This is a genomic window from Polynucleobacter sp. MG-28-Ekke-A2, from assembly GCF_035012985.1.
In the GTDB taxonomy this organism is placed as follows: Bacteria; Pseudomonadota; Gammaproteobacteria; order Burkholderiales; family Burkholderiaceae; genus Polynucleobacter.
Genome location: NZ_JAYGQU010000010.1, coordinates 43726 through 59903, shown reverse-complemented (window position 1 = coordinate 59903; position 16178 = coordinate 43726). Strand labels below are relative to the sequence as shown.

20 protein-coding genes are annotated in these 16178 nt (G+C 46.2%); 10 read left to right on the top strand and 10 right to left on the bottom strand.

Features of this window, described 5'->3' with window-relative positions:
- Window positions 1–287: 287 nt before the first annotated feature.
- Genes VC188_RS07775 through VC188_RS07760 form a run of 4 tightly spaced genes read right to left on the bottom strand, consistent with a single transcriptional unit; the run spans window position 288 to window position 3957 of the window.
- Entirely contained in the window at window positions 288–1460 is a 1173-nt protein-coding gene (locus VC188_RS07775) for a methyltransferase (protein WP_216192316.1), read from the bottom strand.
- On the bottom strand, window positions 1461–2315 hold the full coding sequence (locus VC188_RS07770) for a pirin family protein (protein ID WP_323483566.1): 855 nt from the start codon (window positions 2313–2315) through the stop codon (window positions 1461–1463).
- Between the two features lie 41 nt (window positions 2316–2356).
- The gene (locus VC188_RS07765) at window positions 2357–2908 is read right to left on the bottom strand and encodes a carboxymuconolactone decarboxylase family protein (protein ID WP_216192318.1); all 552 of its coding nucleotides are present in this window, start codon (window positions 2906–2908) and stop codon (window positions 2357–2359) included.
- A gap of 35 nt (window positions 2909–2943) precedes the next feature.
- Window positions 2944–3957, bottom strand: coding sequence for a tripartite tricarboxylate transporter substrate binding protein (locus tag VC188_RS07760; RefSeq protein ID WP_216154544.1), 1014 nt, complete (start codon window positions 3955–3957; stop codon window positions 2944–2946).
- Between the two features lie 89 nt (window positions 3958–4046).
- On the opposite strand from VC188_RS07760, the gene VC188_RS07755 reads away from it, so the two are divergent.
- The 7 genes from VC188_RS07755 to VC188_RS07725 all read left to right on the top strand — a co-directional run bounded on the left by VC188_RS07755 (window position 4047) and on the right by VC188_RS07725 (window position 10414).
- Window positions 4047–4823, top strand: coding sequence for a sulfurtransferase (locus VC188_RS07755; RefSeq protein WP_215320597.1), 777 nt, complete (start codon window positions 4047–4049; stop codon window positions 4821–4823).
- A 76-nt stretch (window positions 4824–4899) separates the two neighbouring features.
- Entirely contained in the window at window positions 4900–5904 is a 1005-nt protein-coding gene (locus VC188_RS07750) for a Bug family tripartite tricarboxylate transporter substrate binding protein (protein ID WP_255533355.1), read from the top strand.
- A gap of 55 nt (window positions 5905–5959) precedes the next feature.
- Window positions 5960–7333 (top strand): MmgE/PrpD family protein, encoded by a 1374-nt coding sequence (locus tag VC188_RS07745; protein ID WP_323483565.1) that lies wholly within the window; start codon window positions 5960–5962, stop codon window positions 7331–7333.
- Window positions 7334–7356: 23 nt separating this feature from the next.
- Window positions 7357–8334 (top strand): D-2-hydroxyacid dehydrogenase family protein, encoded by a 978-nt coding sequence (locus VC188_RS07740; protein ID WP_323483564.1) that lies wholly within the window; start codon window positions 7357–7359, stop codon window positions 8332–8334.
- A 23-nt stretch (window positions 8335–8357) separates the two neighbouring features.
- Entirely contained in the window at window positions 8358–8897 is a 540-nt protein-coding gene (locus VC188_RS07735) for a chromate transporter (protein ID WP_323483563.1), read from the top strand.
- Window positions 8894–9415, top strand: coding sequence for a chromate transporter (locus VC188_RS07730; RefSeq protein WP_323483562.1), 522 nt, complete (start codon window positions 8894–8896; stop codon window positions 9413–9415). Before VC188_RS07735 ends, VC188_RS07730 begins: the two co-directional genes overlap by 4 nt.
- A 21-nt stretch (window positions 9416–9436) precedes the next feature.
- The gene (locus VC188_RS07725; protein ID WP_215320607.1) at window positions 9437–10414 is read left to right on the top strand and encodes a Bug family tripartite tricarboxylate transporter substrate binding protein; all 978 of its coding nucleotides are present in this window, start codon (window positions 9437–9439) and stop codon (window positions 10412–10414) included.
- Window positions 10415–10458: 44 nt separating this feature from the next.
- Here VC188_RS07725 and crcB read toward each other — a convergent pair whose 3' ends face one another.
- The 4 genes from crcB to VC188_RS07705 are packed head-to-tail and all read right to left on the bottom strand — an operon-like array spanning window position 10459 to window position 11987.
- A complete protein-coding gene (crcB, locus tag VC188_RS07720) occupies window positions 10459–10836 on the bottom strand; it encodes a fluoride efflux transporter CrcB (RefSeq protein WP_215320609.1) in 378 nt (125 codons plus the stop codon).
- 12 nt (window positions 10837–10848) lie between these two features.
- Window positions 10849–11628, bottom strand: a complete 780-nt coding sequence (ygiD, locus tag VC188_RS07715) for a 4,5-DOPA dioxygenase extradiol (RefSeq protein WP_215320611.1) — start codon at window positions 11626–11628, stop codon at window positions 10849–10851.
- 9 nt (window positions 11629–11637) lie between these two features.
- Window positions 11638–11775 (bottom strand): hypothetical protein, encoded by a 138-nt coding sequence (locus VC188_RS07710; protein WP_169709848.1) that lies wholly within the window; start codon window positions 11773–11775, stop codon window positions 11638–11640.
- 44 nt (window positions 11776–11819) lie between these two features.
- Window positions 11820–11987, bottom strand: coding sequence for a hypothetical protein (locus tag VC188_RS07705; protein ID WP_158009059.1), 168 nt, complete (start codon window positions 11985–11987; stop codon window positions 11820–11822).
- A gap of 28 nt (window positions 11988–12015) precedes the next feature.
- Between VC188_RS07705 and VC188_RS07700 the strand changes: the two genes are divergently transcribed.
- Window positions 12016–12678 (top strand): site-2 protease family protein, encoded by a 663-nt coding sequence (locus VC188_RS07700; protein WP_215320613.1) that lies wholly within the window; start codon window positions 12016–12018, stop codon window positions 12676–12678.
- Window positions 12679–12745: 67 nt separating this feature from the next.
- On the top strand, window positions 12746–13198 hold the full coding sequence (locus tag VC188_RS07695; protein WP_323483561.1) for a cytochrome c: 453 nt from the start codon (window positions 12746–12748) through the stop codon (window positions 13196–13198).
- 16 nt (window positions 13199–13214) lie between these two features.
- Here the strand turns inward: VC188_RS07695 and VC188_RS07690 are convergent, their stop codons facing one another.
- Complete coding sequence (locus tag VC188_RS07690; protein ID WP_323483560.1) at window positions 13215–13895, bottom strand: cytochrome b/b6 domain-containing protein; 681 nt, start codon at window positions 13893–13895, stop codon at window positions 13215–13217.
- 43 nt (window positions 13896–13938) lie between these two features.
- Here VC188_RS07690 and VC188_RS07685 point away from each other — a divergent pair, with 43 nt between their 5' ends.
- Window positions 13939–15144, top strand: a complete 1206-nt coding sequence (locus tag VC188_RS07685; RefSeq protein ID WP_323483559.1) for an MFS transporter — start codon at window positions 13939–13941, stop codon at window positions 15142–15144.
- 22 nt (window positions 15145–15166) lie between these two features.
- Here VC188_RS07685 and VC188_RS07680 read toward each other — a convergent pair whose 3' ends face one another.
- Window positions 15167–16108, bottom strand: a complete 942-nt coding sequence (locus VC188_RS07680) for a 3-hydroxyacyl-CoA dehydrogenase family protein (protein WP_215320621.1) — start codon at window positions 16106–16108, stop codon at window positions 15167–15169.
- Between the last annotated feature and the right edge of the window lie 70 nt (window positions 16109–16178).

The following is a 16178-nucleotide window of genomic DNA, read 5'->3' as shown; positions in this document are numbered from 1 at the left end:
CAAAAAATCTGGAGCGGATGATTTTGACCCCGCAAATGGTCCCGATAAAAGTATCAATAGTGCTAATACATGAGAGAAAGTTACCCCCGAAATTAGCAATATGTTTCTAGACAATGCACCAGAAAGCAAATGGCACCCTTAAAAAATGAATGAGAGAAACTATATTTAACTTACCGAAAAATGTGTAGTAAGTTAACTACTACTCTCAATGATTTTAAGGATGATGTAGTGGATTAACAACCATGATCCCAATGGGGGCGGTGCTTGTAGGGCTATTTAATGTGGTACTACTTTTGGGTTAATCGCCACAGTGAAGTGACTTCTTTAGATCTCGCTGCATACAATGCATCCGCTCTATCAAATGCCTTGTTGTGCGTTGGCTTGGTATCTAAATGCGCAATCACCTTCAAGCCCGCTTGATCAATCCAATTCAGAAACTCTTCTCTTGCTCTCAAGCCTAAGTGCTCTGCTAAGTCAGAAAGAATGAGCCAACCCTCACCATTTGGCAGCAAATGATCTTTCAACCCACTCAAGAAACCCTTCAGCATCTGACTCTCAGGGTCATACACCGCATGCTCTAGCGAGGAGCTTGGTCTGGCTGGAAGCCAGGGTGGATTACAAACAATAAGCGCAGCTTTTGTTTCGGGGAAAAGATTGGTTTGATGAATTTCAATTTGAGAATTCAAGCCTAAGTGGTCAATATTTTCTTTCGCGCAAGCAATCGCTCGATCACTTAGATCAGTCGCAATAATCCTCTGAACATCTCGCAGAGCCAAAATAATCGCCAACACTCCAGTACCCGTCCCAATATCAAAAGCAATGGAGCTATTTTTTATTGCTTCTGGTAAGGGGGCTTTCAGCACCAAGTCAATATATTCACTGCGCACTGGAGAGAAAACACCGTAGTGCGGATGAATGCGAACCTCTTCATCATCCCTAGTCAGAACTTGAACACCTGTCTTGCGCCACTCATGAGCGCTAATGACGCCAAGCAACTCACGCAAAGAAATTACATAGGAAGTTTCTTGTGTTCCATAAGCCTCATGGCAAGCCTGCGCTATATCTGGGGCGCGTCTCAAAGGTATCGTATGGTCAGCATTCACATGGATGAGAACCATACCCAAAATACGTGCGCGCTGAGATTGGGTGAGACGATGCAGATTAAATGCATCTAAAGGGCTTTTGGTTTTCTCTTTGGTAACTCTGTCAGCTCTGGTAGATTTCTTGGAAGGCTTGTCCACCCTTCTTACCAAGGCCTGCAAGAGTTGCCGCGCATTCTGAAAGTCGCCCTTGTAAAGCATCGCAGTGCCTGCACAAGCTAATCGATAAGCAATGTCAGCAGTCAGCGTGTCATCCGCGATCTGAATCTTTTTATGCGGCGCAATGCCATTTTCAGAATGCCAATGAGCGGAACAGATTTTTTCGCCCTCTTCCCATTGAAGGTTTGCTGATTGCGTCACCTAGGAAACCACAAACCGATTGTTTTGATAATCATCGATGGCTTGTTCAATTTCAGCACGAGTATTCATCACAAAAGGGCCGTACTGAACGATGGGTTCATGTATGGGTATAGCTGCCAGAACAATAAATTGCGCGCCTACAGATCCTGTTCTCGCTTTGAAAAGATCTCCGTCACCAAGAACAATAGCCGCCTGCTTTGGGGCAGGCATCATTGGCCCACCTAATTCAAGCTCACCTTCATATACATAAATAAATGCATTGAGTTCTTTTGGAATACGTTGCTCAAACTCTGCGTTGGGTGGTAAATGCACATCTAAAAATAGAGGTGCAGTAGTAATTCCCTGAATCGGACCTTGAACTGCTTTACCACCATCTTCATATGCGCCCGCAATGACCTTTACTGAGCCGCTATTTGCCAAAGCGATCTTCGGAATATCCTCAACCTGAATATCTTTATAGCCAGCCGGCTTCATCTTTTCTTTGGCGGGCAAGTTAATCCACAACTGAAAGCCGCGCATGGCGCCACTCACTTGCTGGGGCATCTCTGAATGAATAATGCCGCGCCCTGCCGTCATCCACTGTACGCCACTAGTTTTCAGGTGTCCCTGATTTCCTAAATGATCTTCATGCAACATGTGGCCCTCTAGCATATAGGTCACCGTCTCAAAACCCCGATGGGGATGGGCTGGAAAGCCTGCCACATAATCATTTGGATCATTGGAGGAAAACTCATCGAGCATCAAGAAAGGGTCTAACCTGACTTGATTTTGACCGCCCAGACTACGGCGCAATTTCACACCCGCACCATCAGAGGTAGCAATGCCAGGAATAATGGTTTGGATGTTGCGGATCATATTGATGAATGCTTCGACTTGGCTTTGGCTAAGTTTTAACTTTAAGCCGGAGGATGATCTTCAGGATTAACGTCGAGCGCTATCAGGAAGCGGGAGACCATGTTGTAAGCGGCGATTACCGTGACTAATTCCACGGTATCCGTACTTCCCAGAGCCCTTTGTAAGCGCTTCATTAATTCAGGATCCACTTTGATATTGCGCGTCATCTGAAAAGTGAGTTCAGCGGCATCGTTTTCCACCGGGGAGTACAGATCTTTTGGGAAATTCGGCTGTCCAATAAGTCGTAAGCCTTGGACCTGCTCCTCTGTCCCGCCCGCCTTCTTAAAAGGTGGCGCATGGTGAAAGAATTCATATTCAGCACCATTCAAGACGGCTACGCCACACATGGCCAACTCACGCAATTTCGGATCCAAAGAGAGGTTATTCCGAATCTCACCAATAAAGTGATTCCAGCCCTCTGCAATTGGAACGCTATGCAAGAGCATGCGATCTAAATTAATAAACTGACCGCCTCGTCTTTTGCGAATTGCAGCAACCAACTCTGCTGGCTCCGCTAAATCCATTGGCTGATACGGAATTAAACGTTCTGACATACTTACCTTTTATTAATACTGCTTATCAACAACTCTTACTGAGCAGTTTCTTTAATATTGTTTTCAATGACAAACTTGCCCCAAATACCCATTTGCTTGCCGATAAAGTCTTGTGCAGCAACAGGGGTGCCCCCAATAATTTGGATGCCTTGCATTTTGAACTTCTCAGCAACTGCAGGCGTCTTTAAGGCTTTATTTAATGCCTTGTTCATTGCATCGATCACTGCCGGAGATGTTTTACCAGGGGCCAATACCGCCCACCAAGCTGGCGCACTAAAGCCTGGGAACCCGCTCTCAGAAATCGTCGGCACATTAGGCAAGGATGGTGAACGCTTGGCAGTTGTAATCACTAGCGGAATAACTCCACCGTTATCAATATGAGGCTTCACTAAAAATTCTGAGCCAACAGCTAACTCTACTTGACCACCCAAAGCATCTTGCATTAAAGGACCACCACCACGATAAGGGATGTGATTCCAATCAAAGCCCGCTTGTTTTGCAAGACGTGCCATTGCTAGATGACCCAAGCTACCAATCCCAATTGAACCGTAACTAAATTGCTTACCTGTCTTGGAAAGATCTACCAATTGTTTAAAGCTAGTGATGCCAGATTTTTTGCTTGCAACTAACACCATGGGAGATGTGCCAACCAAAATCACGGGAGCAATATCTTTAATCGTGTCATAGGGGAGTTTGTCTTTGAGGCTAGGGTTAACGCCGTGGGTATCAAATACCACTGCAAAGGTGTAGCCATCCGGATCGGACCGAGTCATTGCGGAGGTACCAATTACACCAGAGGCGCCACCAACGTTTTCCACAATCACGTTTTGCTTCAACTCTGCTTGCAAAGCAGGTGCCAATATACGTGCAACCTGGTCAACTGAGCCACCTGGCGGAAAGACCGCAATTAAACGAATTGGCTTTTGGGTGGGCCATGTGCCAACACCCGCATTTTGTGCCAAAGCAACACCGCTTACTCCTAAGGCCATCAAAGTGGCTAAGAGGCTGTTTTTAAAGGCTTTTTTAGCCATTTTTGCTAATTTCAGCATGGATTTTGTCTCCTTTGAATAAGACCTCAAGATTAACACCCCCTTAGCCTATTTGCTCGATAATGCTGTTGTAGCCCAGTGAGAGAAAAATGAAGTCGATTCTAAATATTGCCGCCTATTTATTTGTCAGCCTAGACGGCTTGCCAGAGCTGCGCGCCAAAATGCTGGATGAATGCAATGCCCGCCAACTGAAGGGGACCATTCTATTGACTGGTGAAGGCATCAACATGTTCCTTGCCGGCAAAACGGATGAGTTACGTGGTTTTCTGGATTGGCTCCGCACTGATCCCCGCTTTGCCCCACTTCAAGCAAAAGAAAGCTGGTCTGAGGATCAGCCCTTTAAGAAGATGTTGATCAAGCTCAAAAATGAAATTATTCGCATGAATCACCCAGCGATTCGTCCTGAGGAAGGTCGTGCTAATTTCATTAGCCCCAAAAAACTACAGGAGTGGTTAGATCGCGGTACTGACGATCTAGGTCGCCCTGTAGTGATGGTTGATACCCGCAACGCCTTTGAGGTCGACTACGGCACTTTTGAGAATGCACTGCATTTCAATATTGAAAAGTTTACTGAGTTTCCAGCAGCAATTTCTGCACATAAAGATGATTTAGCCAATAAGACGCTGGTCAGCTTTTGTACGGGCGGTATTCGCTGTGAAAAATCTGGCTTATATATGCGGGAAATTGGCATGGAGCACAGCTACCAGCTAGAAGGCGGTATTTTGAAATATTTCGAGGAGGTGGGCTCCGCTCATTACCAAGGCAGCTGCTTTGTCTTTGATGAACGTGAGGCGCTGGAGCCAAACCTAGATTCCATCCCCGTAGAACACTCTATTCGAAAGAAACTCAAAGCCAGCCAAGCCTGAGCAGGGCTAGAGCCGCCAATAGTAAAATGGCTTAGCTGTACAAAACTAACCAATAACAATAATTCGGATTCGAGACATGTCTAATACGTTCAATCGGCAAAAGCCGATTTTTTTGTCATCCCTTCTCATTGCTTTTTTGGGATTGGCATTCCATTTCAATGCGCAGGCGCAAAGTGCAGCAACAGCCTACCCCACTAAACCTATCAAACTGATTGCACCAGTAGCTGCTGGTGGCGGACTAGATAATATTGCGCGCGCTGTTGCAGAAAAACTTTCTCGATCCATTGGTCAAACAGTAGTTGTAGAAAATATGGGTGGTGGTGGCGGATCAATTGCCTCGCAAGCAACCGCTAAAGCGCCAGCCGATGGCTATACACTCATGATTGCTTATGTAGGGACACACGGCACCAACCCTGCTGTCCGCAAGTTACCTTACGATGCCATAAAAGACTTCACACCGATTGGCATGATTGGCGCAACACCGAATGTACTCATCATTAACCCTGATCTACCCATCAAGAATTTCAAAGAGTTTGTGGATTACGCCAAAAAGAATCCTGCCAAATTAAGTTATGGATCCGCGGGTCCAGGCACTTTGACGCATCTGGGTATGGAGCAATTAAAGCTAGCAGCTGGAATATTCATGGTGCATGTGCCTTATCGTGGCGTAGGCCCTGCTTACACAGATCTACTGGCCGGACAGACCCAGGCAATGTTTCCAACCTTATTTGCTGCCCTCCCTTATATCAACACCAATCGTGTTCGTGGTCTTGCTGTGACTGGTGCTAAACGCAGTACTGCAGCCCCCAATATCCCAACCTTTAAAGAATTGGGATTTAACGGCTTTGATGGTCAACAGTGGTATGGACTGGTGGGCCCAGCTAATCTACCACCGGCCATTGTTGCCAAGCTCAATGCCGAACTCAATAAAGTATTGGCGCTACCAGACTTCTCAGAAAAAATGACGAGCGAGGCGATGACTTTAATGCCCATGACGCCCCCTCAATTTACTAATTACATCAAAGAAGATATTGCGCGCTGGGCCAAGGTTGCCAAAGACCGCAATATTGAAATCGATTGATTTTTCAACCCTCGCTTCTTTAAAAAATATTCATACTTATTCATAGGAAATTGATATGTCTCACGCTATTGCTGCAGCAGCCGATCTCAATGCACCACCAGTCACCAAAATTTTGGCGGAGTTTGTTAATACTCACCCAAGCCAAGGATGGACTCCAGAGGTTGAGCACGAAGCGCATCGTACATTCTTAAACTGGCTTGGTTGTGCGATTGGCGCAGCCAATCATGAGAGCGTTGAATCGTCTTTAGCCGCTATTCGTGAATTTCAGCCAGCCCCACAAGCCAGCATTCTCGGTCGCAAAGATAAAGTAGATATGGGTGGAGCGGCTTTGATTAATGGTATTAGCTCACATACTTTTGACTTTGACGATACCCACCTCAAAACCGTGATTCATCCAGCTGGCCCAGTGGCTTCTGCAATCCTAGCCTTAGGCGAACACATTGGTGCCAATGGTCGCCAAATGATTGACTCTCTTGTTCTAGGCATTGATGTTGCCTGTCGAGTCGGTAATGCAATGTATCCAGATCACTACCATCGTGGCTGGCATATCACCGGCTCCACAGGGATGTTGGGTTCTGCTGCTGCATGTTCACGCTTAATGGGTCTTGATCTGCAAAAAACAATTATGGCTCTGGGTATTGCTGCCTCACAACCGGTTGGTATGCGCGAGCAATTTGGCACGATGACCAAACCCTTTCATCCGGGTGGCGCTGCACGTGCAGGTCAACTTTCTGCGTTGTTGGCAAAACATGGTTTTACTGCAAGCTCTAAAGCGCTTGAAGCGGGTCGTGGCTATATGCAAACCGTTTCTACTAAGTGTGACTGGTCAGAAATTGATCGCGCCCTCGGAAAATCTTTTGAGATTTCCCTAAATACCTACAAACCTTTTGCTTGCGGAATTGTGATTCACCCAGCCATTGATGCTTGCGCCCAATTACGCGCCCAAGGTGTCAAGGCAGAAGAGGTTGAACGCATTGAGTTGCGTGTTCACCCACTGGTACTGGAATTAACTGGCAAGAAAACACCTAAGGATGGACTGGAAGGCAAGTTCAGCGTGTATCACGGCTGTGCTGTAGGCTTGATGTTTGGTCAAGCAGGTGAAGGTGAATATGCAGATGACATCGTTAACCGTCCTGACGTTGTAGCTTTGCGCGCTAAGGTGAATGCGACTACCGATACTTCTATTAGTGAAGCATCTGTGGACGTTAAAGCCTTCCTTAAGGATGGCAAAGAAGTGCATATTTTCGTAAAGAATGCGATTGGTTCAGTAGAAAACCCAATGAGCGATGCAAACTTGGAGCAAAAATTTACAAGCTTGGCCGAGCCAGTGATTGGAAAAGAGAAAACCCGTCAACTGATTTCCGCACTCTGGAAGTTAGGACAAGCGCCAGACCTCAAGCAAATCTTAAGCCTTTGCACTCCAGACTAATTTCAACTGAAAGTTTTTTATCCATGGCTTCATTACCGAACATCGTTATTCTTGGGGATTATGAGCGCGCTCTACGTCGCTTCTCTAACTGGGATAAGTTAGATCAACAAGCTAAGCTCACCATCTACCATGAGCCTTTGCGTGATGAAGCCTTATATGAAGCAGTAAAAGATGCCGACGCAATTGCTATCGTAAGAGATCGCTCGCCCTTCAATGAGGCGATGATCGCGCGCTTACCAAAACTCAAGTTTTTAATGTTTACTGGCGAACGCAATGGCACTCTTGAGGCGCCGGCCTTGGTTTCAAGAAACATTCCCATGGCTTGCACACCCGGTGGACCCTCCAAAGAAACTACCGCTGAGCTTACTTGGGCTTTGATTCTGGGTGCATCTAAGCGTCTGGTTGAAGAAAATAAACTGATTGCCTCTGGTGGCTGGCGCGATGCATTCTCTCTCCTGCCAATGCTTTCTGGCGAACGCTTAGGCATCATGGGTTTAGGCGCTATTGGCAGTCGTGTGGCGCGCGTTGGCGCCGCCTTTGGTATGGAGGTTGTAGCCTGGAGCCCGCGCATGACCCCAGAACGTGCAGCCGCTGAAAATGCAAAAGCCGTTAGCTTGGATGAGTTACTCAAAACCTCTAAGGTCGTATCAATGCATTTAGTGGCAGGCCCTGGCACTAAAGGATTGATTAGCGCCGATCAATTGGCGCTAATGCGTACAGATTCAGTTCTAATCAACACTTCACGTGCTGCACTCATTAATATGCCCGACCTCCAAAAGGCACTTGCCGCAGGTAGACCAGGACAAGCAGCGGTGGATGTGTTTGATGTTGAGCCCCTTCCTGAAAAAGATGCACTACGCAACACTCCCAATCTTTTAGTGACGCCTCATTTAGGCTTTATTGCTGAACCAATTTTTGAGACTTTCTCAAAAGGCATTACAGAAACTCTAGAAGCATGGCTAGAAAATAAACCAGTACCACACCCCTTTAAGCCTCAATAATTTATTAATAAACAGCGCCCTCGATGCATAACCTAACCCCGTCACAGCTATTTATCAGTTTTAGCAAAATTGGCATGTCAGGCTTTGGTGGTGTTCTCCCTTGGGCCAGACGAACCCTAGTTGAGCGGGACAAAATTCTGACTTCCGAGGAATTTAGTGCCATCCTTGGTATTTGCCAGATCGTTCCAGGCCCCAATATTGTTAACCTCGCTGTTTGCGTTGGCTCTCGATTTGCGGGAGCAAGGGGAGCTGCTGCTGCAGTCCTTGGTCTGATCCTCGGACCAATTGCCATTGTGCTGTTACTTGCCACGCTCTATCAACACTACAGCTATTTGGATACAGTGAAAGGACTATTGCGAGGCATCTCTGCAGTAGGTGTAGGTCTCATCGCTTCAACTGGTTTCAAGATGCTGCGCGATGAGTTTCGCTTTCCTCTGATGCTGCTAGTAGTGGTCATCACCATCTGTGCAGTTACCTTCTTTCATCTCGGTCTGGGCTGGGTTGTGCTTGCTGTTTTACCGCTGGCACTGTTCTTGGCACGTAAAAAAGCGCTTAGTTCATGAGTATGCTTTTTAGTGTCTTTCTGAAACTATCCGCCTTCTCGCTTGTTGCGTTTGGAGGCGTGAATGCATTGCTACCAGAGTTGTTGAACTTAGCCGTCTATCAAGAGCATTGGATTGATCTGCAAACTTTTTCAGATTACTTTGCTATAGCGCAAGCAGCACCCGGCCCTAATTTTATGACTGTCACGCTATTAGGCTGGCATATTTATGGTGTACTAGGTGCGCTTATTGCCACACTGGCAATTGCATGGCCCTCATCCATCCTGATTTATTTTTTGCAGCGCTTTATTATGGGTATTCAAGATCCTATCAAGAAGAAATCTATTCAATACGCAGCGGCAGCACTAGCTATTGGGCTGGTTCTCTCTTCTGCATGGCAAATTGCTATTCAAATTAACCATGGCGCGGCAGCCTACGCCTTGACCCTTGCGACTATCGGCTTTACATTATTCACACGCTGGCATCCGCTCTATCTCATTGCAATTGGCGGCGCTTTAGGAATTCTGGGTTTTATTTAAATCACTTTTCTTAGGATAAATATGCGACTCATTCAGAACTTTTCAGTCTGTTTAATAAGTCTAATTACCTTATTTTCTGCCGCTGCTTTTGCGCAAAATAACTACCCCAGCAAACCCATTAATTTCATTGTTCCTTATGGTGCCGGTGGTGGCGCAGACTCACGCAGTCGTCAGATTGCCCAAAAAATGAGTGTCATTCTCAAGCAACCCATCATCGTTGATAACAAACCGGGGGCTGGCGGCAACATTGGTACAGAATTCATTTCTAGAGCCGCTCCAGATGGCTACACCATTGGGATGGGCAACTTCGCGCCCATGGCTGTTAATAAAACGCTCTTTGGCAACTTGCGTTACGACCCAGAAGCAGATCTTACGCCTATCATTTTGATTGAAAAAGGGCCTCTGGTGCTGGTGGTCAATCCAAGCTCACCATATAAAACAGTACAAGAAATTGTTGCGGCCGCTAAAGCTAAGCCGGGTACTCTCACTTTCTCATCGGGCGGCATTGGAGGTAGCCATCAATTATCCGGTGAGCTCTTTAAACAAAGCGCTAGCATCGATATGATTCACGTACCGTATAAGAGTGGATCTGCTGGTTTAACCGATCTAATGGCCGGAAACGTCACCATGATGTTTGATCAAATGTATTCAGCGATGCCAAGCATCAAAGCCGATAAGTTACGCCCCATTGCTATTACTAGCAAGAAGCGCTCCCCTCTTCTACCGAACATACCTACTTTTGCTGAAGCTGGCTATCCCAAGGTTGAGGTTCTCAATTGGCAAGGCTTGATTGCGCCTAAGGGGACGCCAAAGGCTATCATCGATAAATTAAATGCCGCTGCAAATGAAGCGCTTAGAGATCCACAACTACGCGAACTCATACTCTCTCAAGGGAATGAGATTGGCGGAGGGAGTCCAGCTGAATTTGCCAGCCTGATTAAAGCTGAAAGTGCCAAATGGAGTGCTGTTGTAAAAACAGCTAATATCAAGCCGGAGTAAGGAATTCAATTTTGAATGGCATTGGGGGCTTAGTGCCCCCAATTTTATTTAAAAGCCTGGTAGGTCAAGATCCCCAAAAAGGTGAGCGCAAGTGAGCCAACTAGATTAAGTAGGGCTGTGCCCAAAGCCCAGGTAAATTCCCCGCGCTGCATAAAGCCAACCACCTCAGCAGAAAAGCTTGAGAAGGTAGTCAAACCTCCTAAGAAACCAGTGACCACTAAAAGTTTCCACTCTGGAGAAAGGCTTGGATTGTTACCGAAGAAGGCAACTGCAATCCCAATTAAGTATCCGCCAACCATATTCGATATAAAAGTACCCAATGGCAGCGCAGAAGCCATCCCTACGGTGGCGTAATTAAAGCCAGCTCTTAATAAAGCGCCGAAGCCCGCTCCAAAAAAGATTGCAAAGATAGGAAGCCACATAATCTGCTCTTGTTATTGAATTGAAAAACCCAGCATGCTAATTGAACTCATCTCAATTCCATTTGTATAGATTTTGGCCTGCTCTCCCGCTTCCTGCAAGGCCAGGGTATACAAGGCTGGCCAATAATGTTCTGCGGTCGGAATAGATAGGTGTGCTGCATCACCAAAATGCTCCCAGTCAATCAATGCCTCATGATGATTGGCGCGCATTTCTGAAGCAAAAAAATCATTGAATTCTTTTGCCCATGGGTAAGGCTCAGCACCCTCTTGCCAATGAATGGTGCGCAAGTTATGCACCACATTACCACTAGATAAAATCAAAATATTTTCATCGCGCAGGGGGCGTAATTCCTTAGCAAGCTCATAGTGCTCACGTGCTGACATCGCACCATCGAGACTCAACTGCACTATAGGCACATCTGCATTGGGGTACATGTATTTCAGAACCGACCAAGCGCCATGATCAATACCCCATTCATTCTCTTCAAGTACGACAGGGACGCTCAATAATTCTTGCACACGATCAGCTAATGCAGGGCTACCTGGAGCTGGATATTGAACATCAAACAGTGCTTGCGGAAAGCCACCGAAATCATGAATTGTTTTTGGCTTAGCCATTGCAGTAACCCAAACTCCTCGGGTTACCCAATGCGCTGAAATCACCAATATCGCGTCAGGACGCTTTAATGATTTTCCAAGAGCTGACCATGCCGCTGTATAGAAGTTGGGCTCTATGGCATACATCGGACTGCCATGGCCAGCAAATATTGCAGGTTGGCGATGGCTAGTCATTAATACTGATTAACCGAATACGTAACCTGTATGAGCCGCAACCAAGGCAAACAAAATAGCCAAGCTAGTAGCAGCGGCCAACATCACGACCAATGTAATGATCTTTTTGTTGATCTCTTCTTTAGATTCGTTATGCCATTCGTTCATGCTAAATCCTCTATAAACTCATTAATGAATAGGGTAATTATCCACTATCGACCGCGACCAGCCTTGCGCATCATGCCTTTTCCCCCACCAAAGCCTGCCTGAGGCCTTCCAGCTGGGCCAGAGGGTCCTTTGGGTACGGGTGGACGTGCTGGCGGCTTCGCCGCTAGCGCTTTTGCTGGGGTTTTTGAATCGGGTTTCTTTTCGTCAGTCACTTTGAGCTCCTATGGATATCATATTGCCATGATTACTGACTATTCTATCCAAGCTGTCGCAATTAATGCGATTCCCCTAATTTTTGCCATCACTATCCATGAGGCAGCCCATGGCTACGCAGCCCGCAGGTTCGGCGACAACACCGCCTACATGCTGGGAAGGGTGAGCCTCAATCCCGCTAAACACATAGACCCTGTGGGTACCATATTGATTCCACTCGTCTTAATTCTGACGGGGTCTCCTTTTTTGGTGGGGTATGCCAAGCCGGTACCGGTCAATTTTGGGCGACTCAGAAACCCCAGAATTGACTCGATTTGGGTTGCCTTAGCGGGACCGGGATCGAATTTCATACAGGCAATCATTTGGGCGGTCTTTTGGGTCCTGGTTCAGGGCTTTGGAATTGATGAGCCCTTCCTGACTTCAATGGCAAAAGCAGGTGTAATGTGGAATATCGGTTTACTAGTATTTAATCTGTTTCCACTACCACCCCTGGATGGTGGAAGAATTTTGGCTGGCCTTTTGCCAGCACGCCAATCCATCGCCCTGGGCAGATTAGAGCCATGGGGATTCTTTATTGTGCTCGGTCTAGTCTTTACTGGAATTATTGGCACCCTATGGATGGAGCCCCTCAGCAGCTTTTTCCTGGGCATCATTAATCTCCTAATGACTCCCCTCAGAATGATTTTTTAAGTGGGCAAAACTGCTATTCTGGGATATGCTAAAAATAAGCAGTCCAATTGATCAAGGGAGAGCAAACATGAAACTACAGAAATTTGTTTTAGCAGGTACTGCAACTGCTTTAGCGATTAGCGCAGGCGCTGCATTTGCTCAATTTCAAAATGCAGAAAAAGCAATTGAATATCGTCAAAGCGTCATGACAGTCATTGGAACTCATTTCGGAAGAATTGGTGCTGTTGTTAAAGGTGCGGCACCCTATAACAAAGACGATGTGAGCAAAAATGCGGAGATCGTAGCAATGATGTCTACATTGCCTTGGCAAGCTTTTGGTCCTGGCACTGAAGGCGGCAAAGCAAAACCTGAGGTGTGGTCAGACAATGCAAAGTTCAAAGCTGCTGCAGAAAAAATGCAATTGGCTGTTGTTGATCTCAATAAAGCCGCTCAGTCAGGCGACTTAGAAAGTATTAAAAAATCTTTTGGTGCAGTAGGAGCAACCTGCAAAGGCTGCCATGATGACTTCAAAAAGAAATAAGTAATTTTTTTGATCGTTATTTCGTAATCAAATAACCCACTACTACCGCGATCACACTTAAAACCAATAAAGCGAAACCGCGCTGTAGCATTCCATCCTTGGAGGCCCGACTCAAGTCAGTAGGCAAGTACTGAGCCTCTTCACTTAAGTCGATTTCTTTGTCGCCACTAATCATTGGCTTAATCAGATTTTCACCTTTAAATTTTTTGTAATACCAAATCGCTGCAATATGAATTGCAATCAGGGTATAAATCACCACTTGATTACCTTCGTGAATCTCCGATAAAAATGAAGAAATCGAACCAGACACATACTTTGCTAGTGGCCCTTGAAAGGAGACCTCATCATCAACAAATAAGCCAGTCAGCACTTGAACGCATAAAACAAAAATCAGTGCAAATACAGAAATTGCACCAATGGGGTTGTGTCCAAGAACGCGGGGCGAACTTCCACTTAAGTAATCAAAAATCGCTTTTTTAGTCGGCAAGAAAGAGGCGAAGCGCGCATGGGTAGACCCAACAAAACCCCAGACAATCCTGAAGATCAACAAGGTCAAAATGCTGTAACCGAAATAAGCATGCCATTGAATGAATTCATCACCCAGATTGATTGTCACAAAGCTACCGGCTATACAAACCACCAGCAACCAATGAAATAAGCGGATTGGTAGATCCCAGACTCGAATAATTTTCTTCATCCTTTAAGAATAATCCTCTTCTCCTCTAAAATAGAGGGAATTCATGAATCCCGGCAAAGCCTTTAGAACCCTACTGCTGTACCGCGTTGGCGCAACCCTAAGCTACCAAATTACAATGGTAGCGGTAGGTTGGCATCTTTACGAAATCACCAATAGCGTAGTTTCACTCGGGCTGATTGGTCTTGCAGAGCTTGTTCCCTACTTTGCGCTGGCTCTATATTCAGGTCATGCGGTTGATCACCACTCCCGTAAGTGGATTGCTGCAATTGCCTGCCTCATTCATATTGCGGTTGGGTTATTTTTAACCGTCATCGCATTGGGATGGCTTAGCCCACCGATTCCATTGATCTACACCGCAGTGGCATTTATTGGTATTGGGCGCGCTTTATTAAGGCCCTCCTATCAGGCGCTTTTCGGACAAATCATTCCGAGAGATCAACTGCCTCGTTATACAGCGTATGCATCTTCAGCGTTTCAGATCTGCGTAGTAGCGGGCCCAGGATTAGGCGGACTGATGATTGGCTTTGCTGGTCTTGAATGGACGTATCTGCTCGCTGCCTTCTGTGGAGCAGTTGGTTTATACGGAATTACTTTCATTACTGCCGTCCAAGAAAAATCGGGCGGCTTATCTAAACACTTTCTAAAAAGCTTTTTGGAAGGGTTTCATTACGTCAGAAAACATGAACTTATTTTGAGCATCATGGCGCTCGATATGTTTGCTGTTCTCTTCGGTGGTGCGGTGTCTATTCTTCCAGCCTTTGTGAAGGAGGTACTCAATGCGGGCCCAGAAACCCTAGGAATATTGCGTGCTGCGCCCGCGGCTGGGGCAGTGATTACCGGAATCTACCTTGCTCGGCGTCCCGTGCTAAACGACTCAGGAAAATATCTTCTGATATCAGTGGCAGGATTTGGTGCAGCGATTATTGCCTTTGGCATCTCCAGCAATTTATGGCTCTGCGCATTCTTTCTATTTATCTCTGGATGCTTTGACTCAATATCAGTGGTGATTCGTGGCAGCATCATGCAGCTCACCACACCAGATCATATGCGCGGCAGAATTAGCGCCATTAATGGCATATTCATTGGCTCATCTAATGAATTGGGTGCGCTTGAGTCTGGCATTGCTGCCAGCATGATCGGTTTAGTGCCATCCATCGTATTTGGTGGGGTCGCAACAATTGCCATAGTCCTCATTACTTATCGACTCGCCCCGCACCTAAGCAAACTCCATCTGAAAGATATTTCTTAGTAAGCAACTAAACAACTAGTTGCTATTTAATTTCAGGAAGATCTTTCTGAATAATCTTTAGGCCAGCACGCAACGCTTCTTGATAGCGTTCACGTTCAGCCTTAATCGTTTCAGCAGTCCAGGTGAAGAAACCTTCGCCAGTTTTCATGCCAAACTTGCCGCTAGCAATGCGGTCACTCAAGCACTTCGCTATCGTTGGTGAATTGTTTAAGGTTGGATAGATGGTTGCACCTCCAGCACCGTGCACCTCAAGGCCAGCATGATCTCGCTGCATGGCTGGGCCTGCTGCGATGTAGCGAAAGCCAAAGCCAAAACGAACGGCTTTATCAATATCTTCTGGTGTACAAATGCCTTCATCAACCATTGAAAAAGCCTCACGCGATAAAGCATGCTGCAAACGATTAGCCAAAAATCCCGGAAGATCTTTTTTCACAGTAACAGGCACCATGCCACACGCTGTCATTAAACGTGAGAGGCTTTCACCCACCATTGGCGAAGTCTTTGCACCATATACCACTTCCACACAAGGTACTAAATGGGCAGGCATAAAGAAATGCAAACCAATCATACGAGCAGATGTTTTTAGGCCGCTGGCAATTTGACTAATTGGAAAGCTCGTACTATTGCTCGCCAATACCGCCTCAGGCTTTGCATATTTTTCCAACTTAGTAAATAGCTCTCGCTTGATATCTAAACGCTCAGGCACGCACTCAATCACTAAATCAATATCAGACCAATCAACCTCTTCAAGCGAACCCGCAACAGACAGTAAATGAATACGATGCTCATAACCAAGATCCGACATGGTGCTTGCAAAGTAATCCGGCAGGAGGGCTCGTCGCTCTGTAGTTGGCTCCACCACCTGGACTGCACAGCCACCACGTGCACAAACGGCCGCAACGTCTGCACCCATAGTGCCACCACCGACGATAATTACCTTGGTTTCAGCTGGGGTAAATAACATGAATACTCTCCTAAAAGGGGAAGGACTTTTTCTGAAAAATCCGCTTACAATGGGGCCATTATTTCAATAA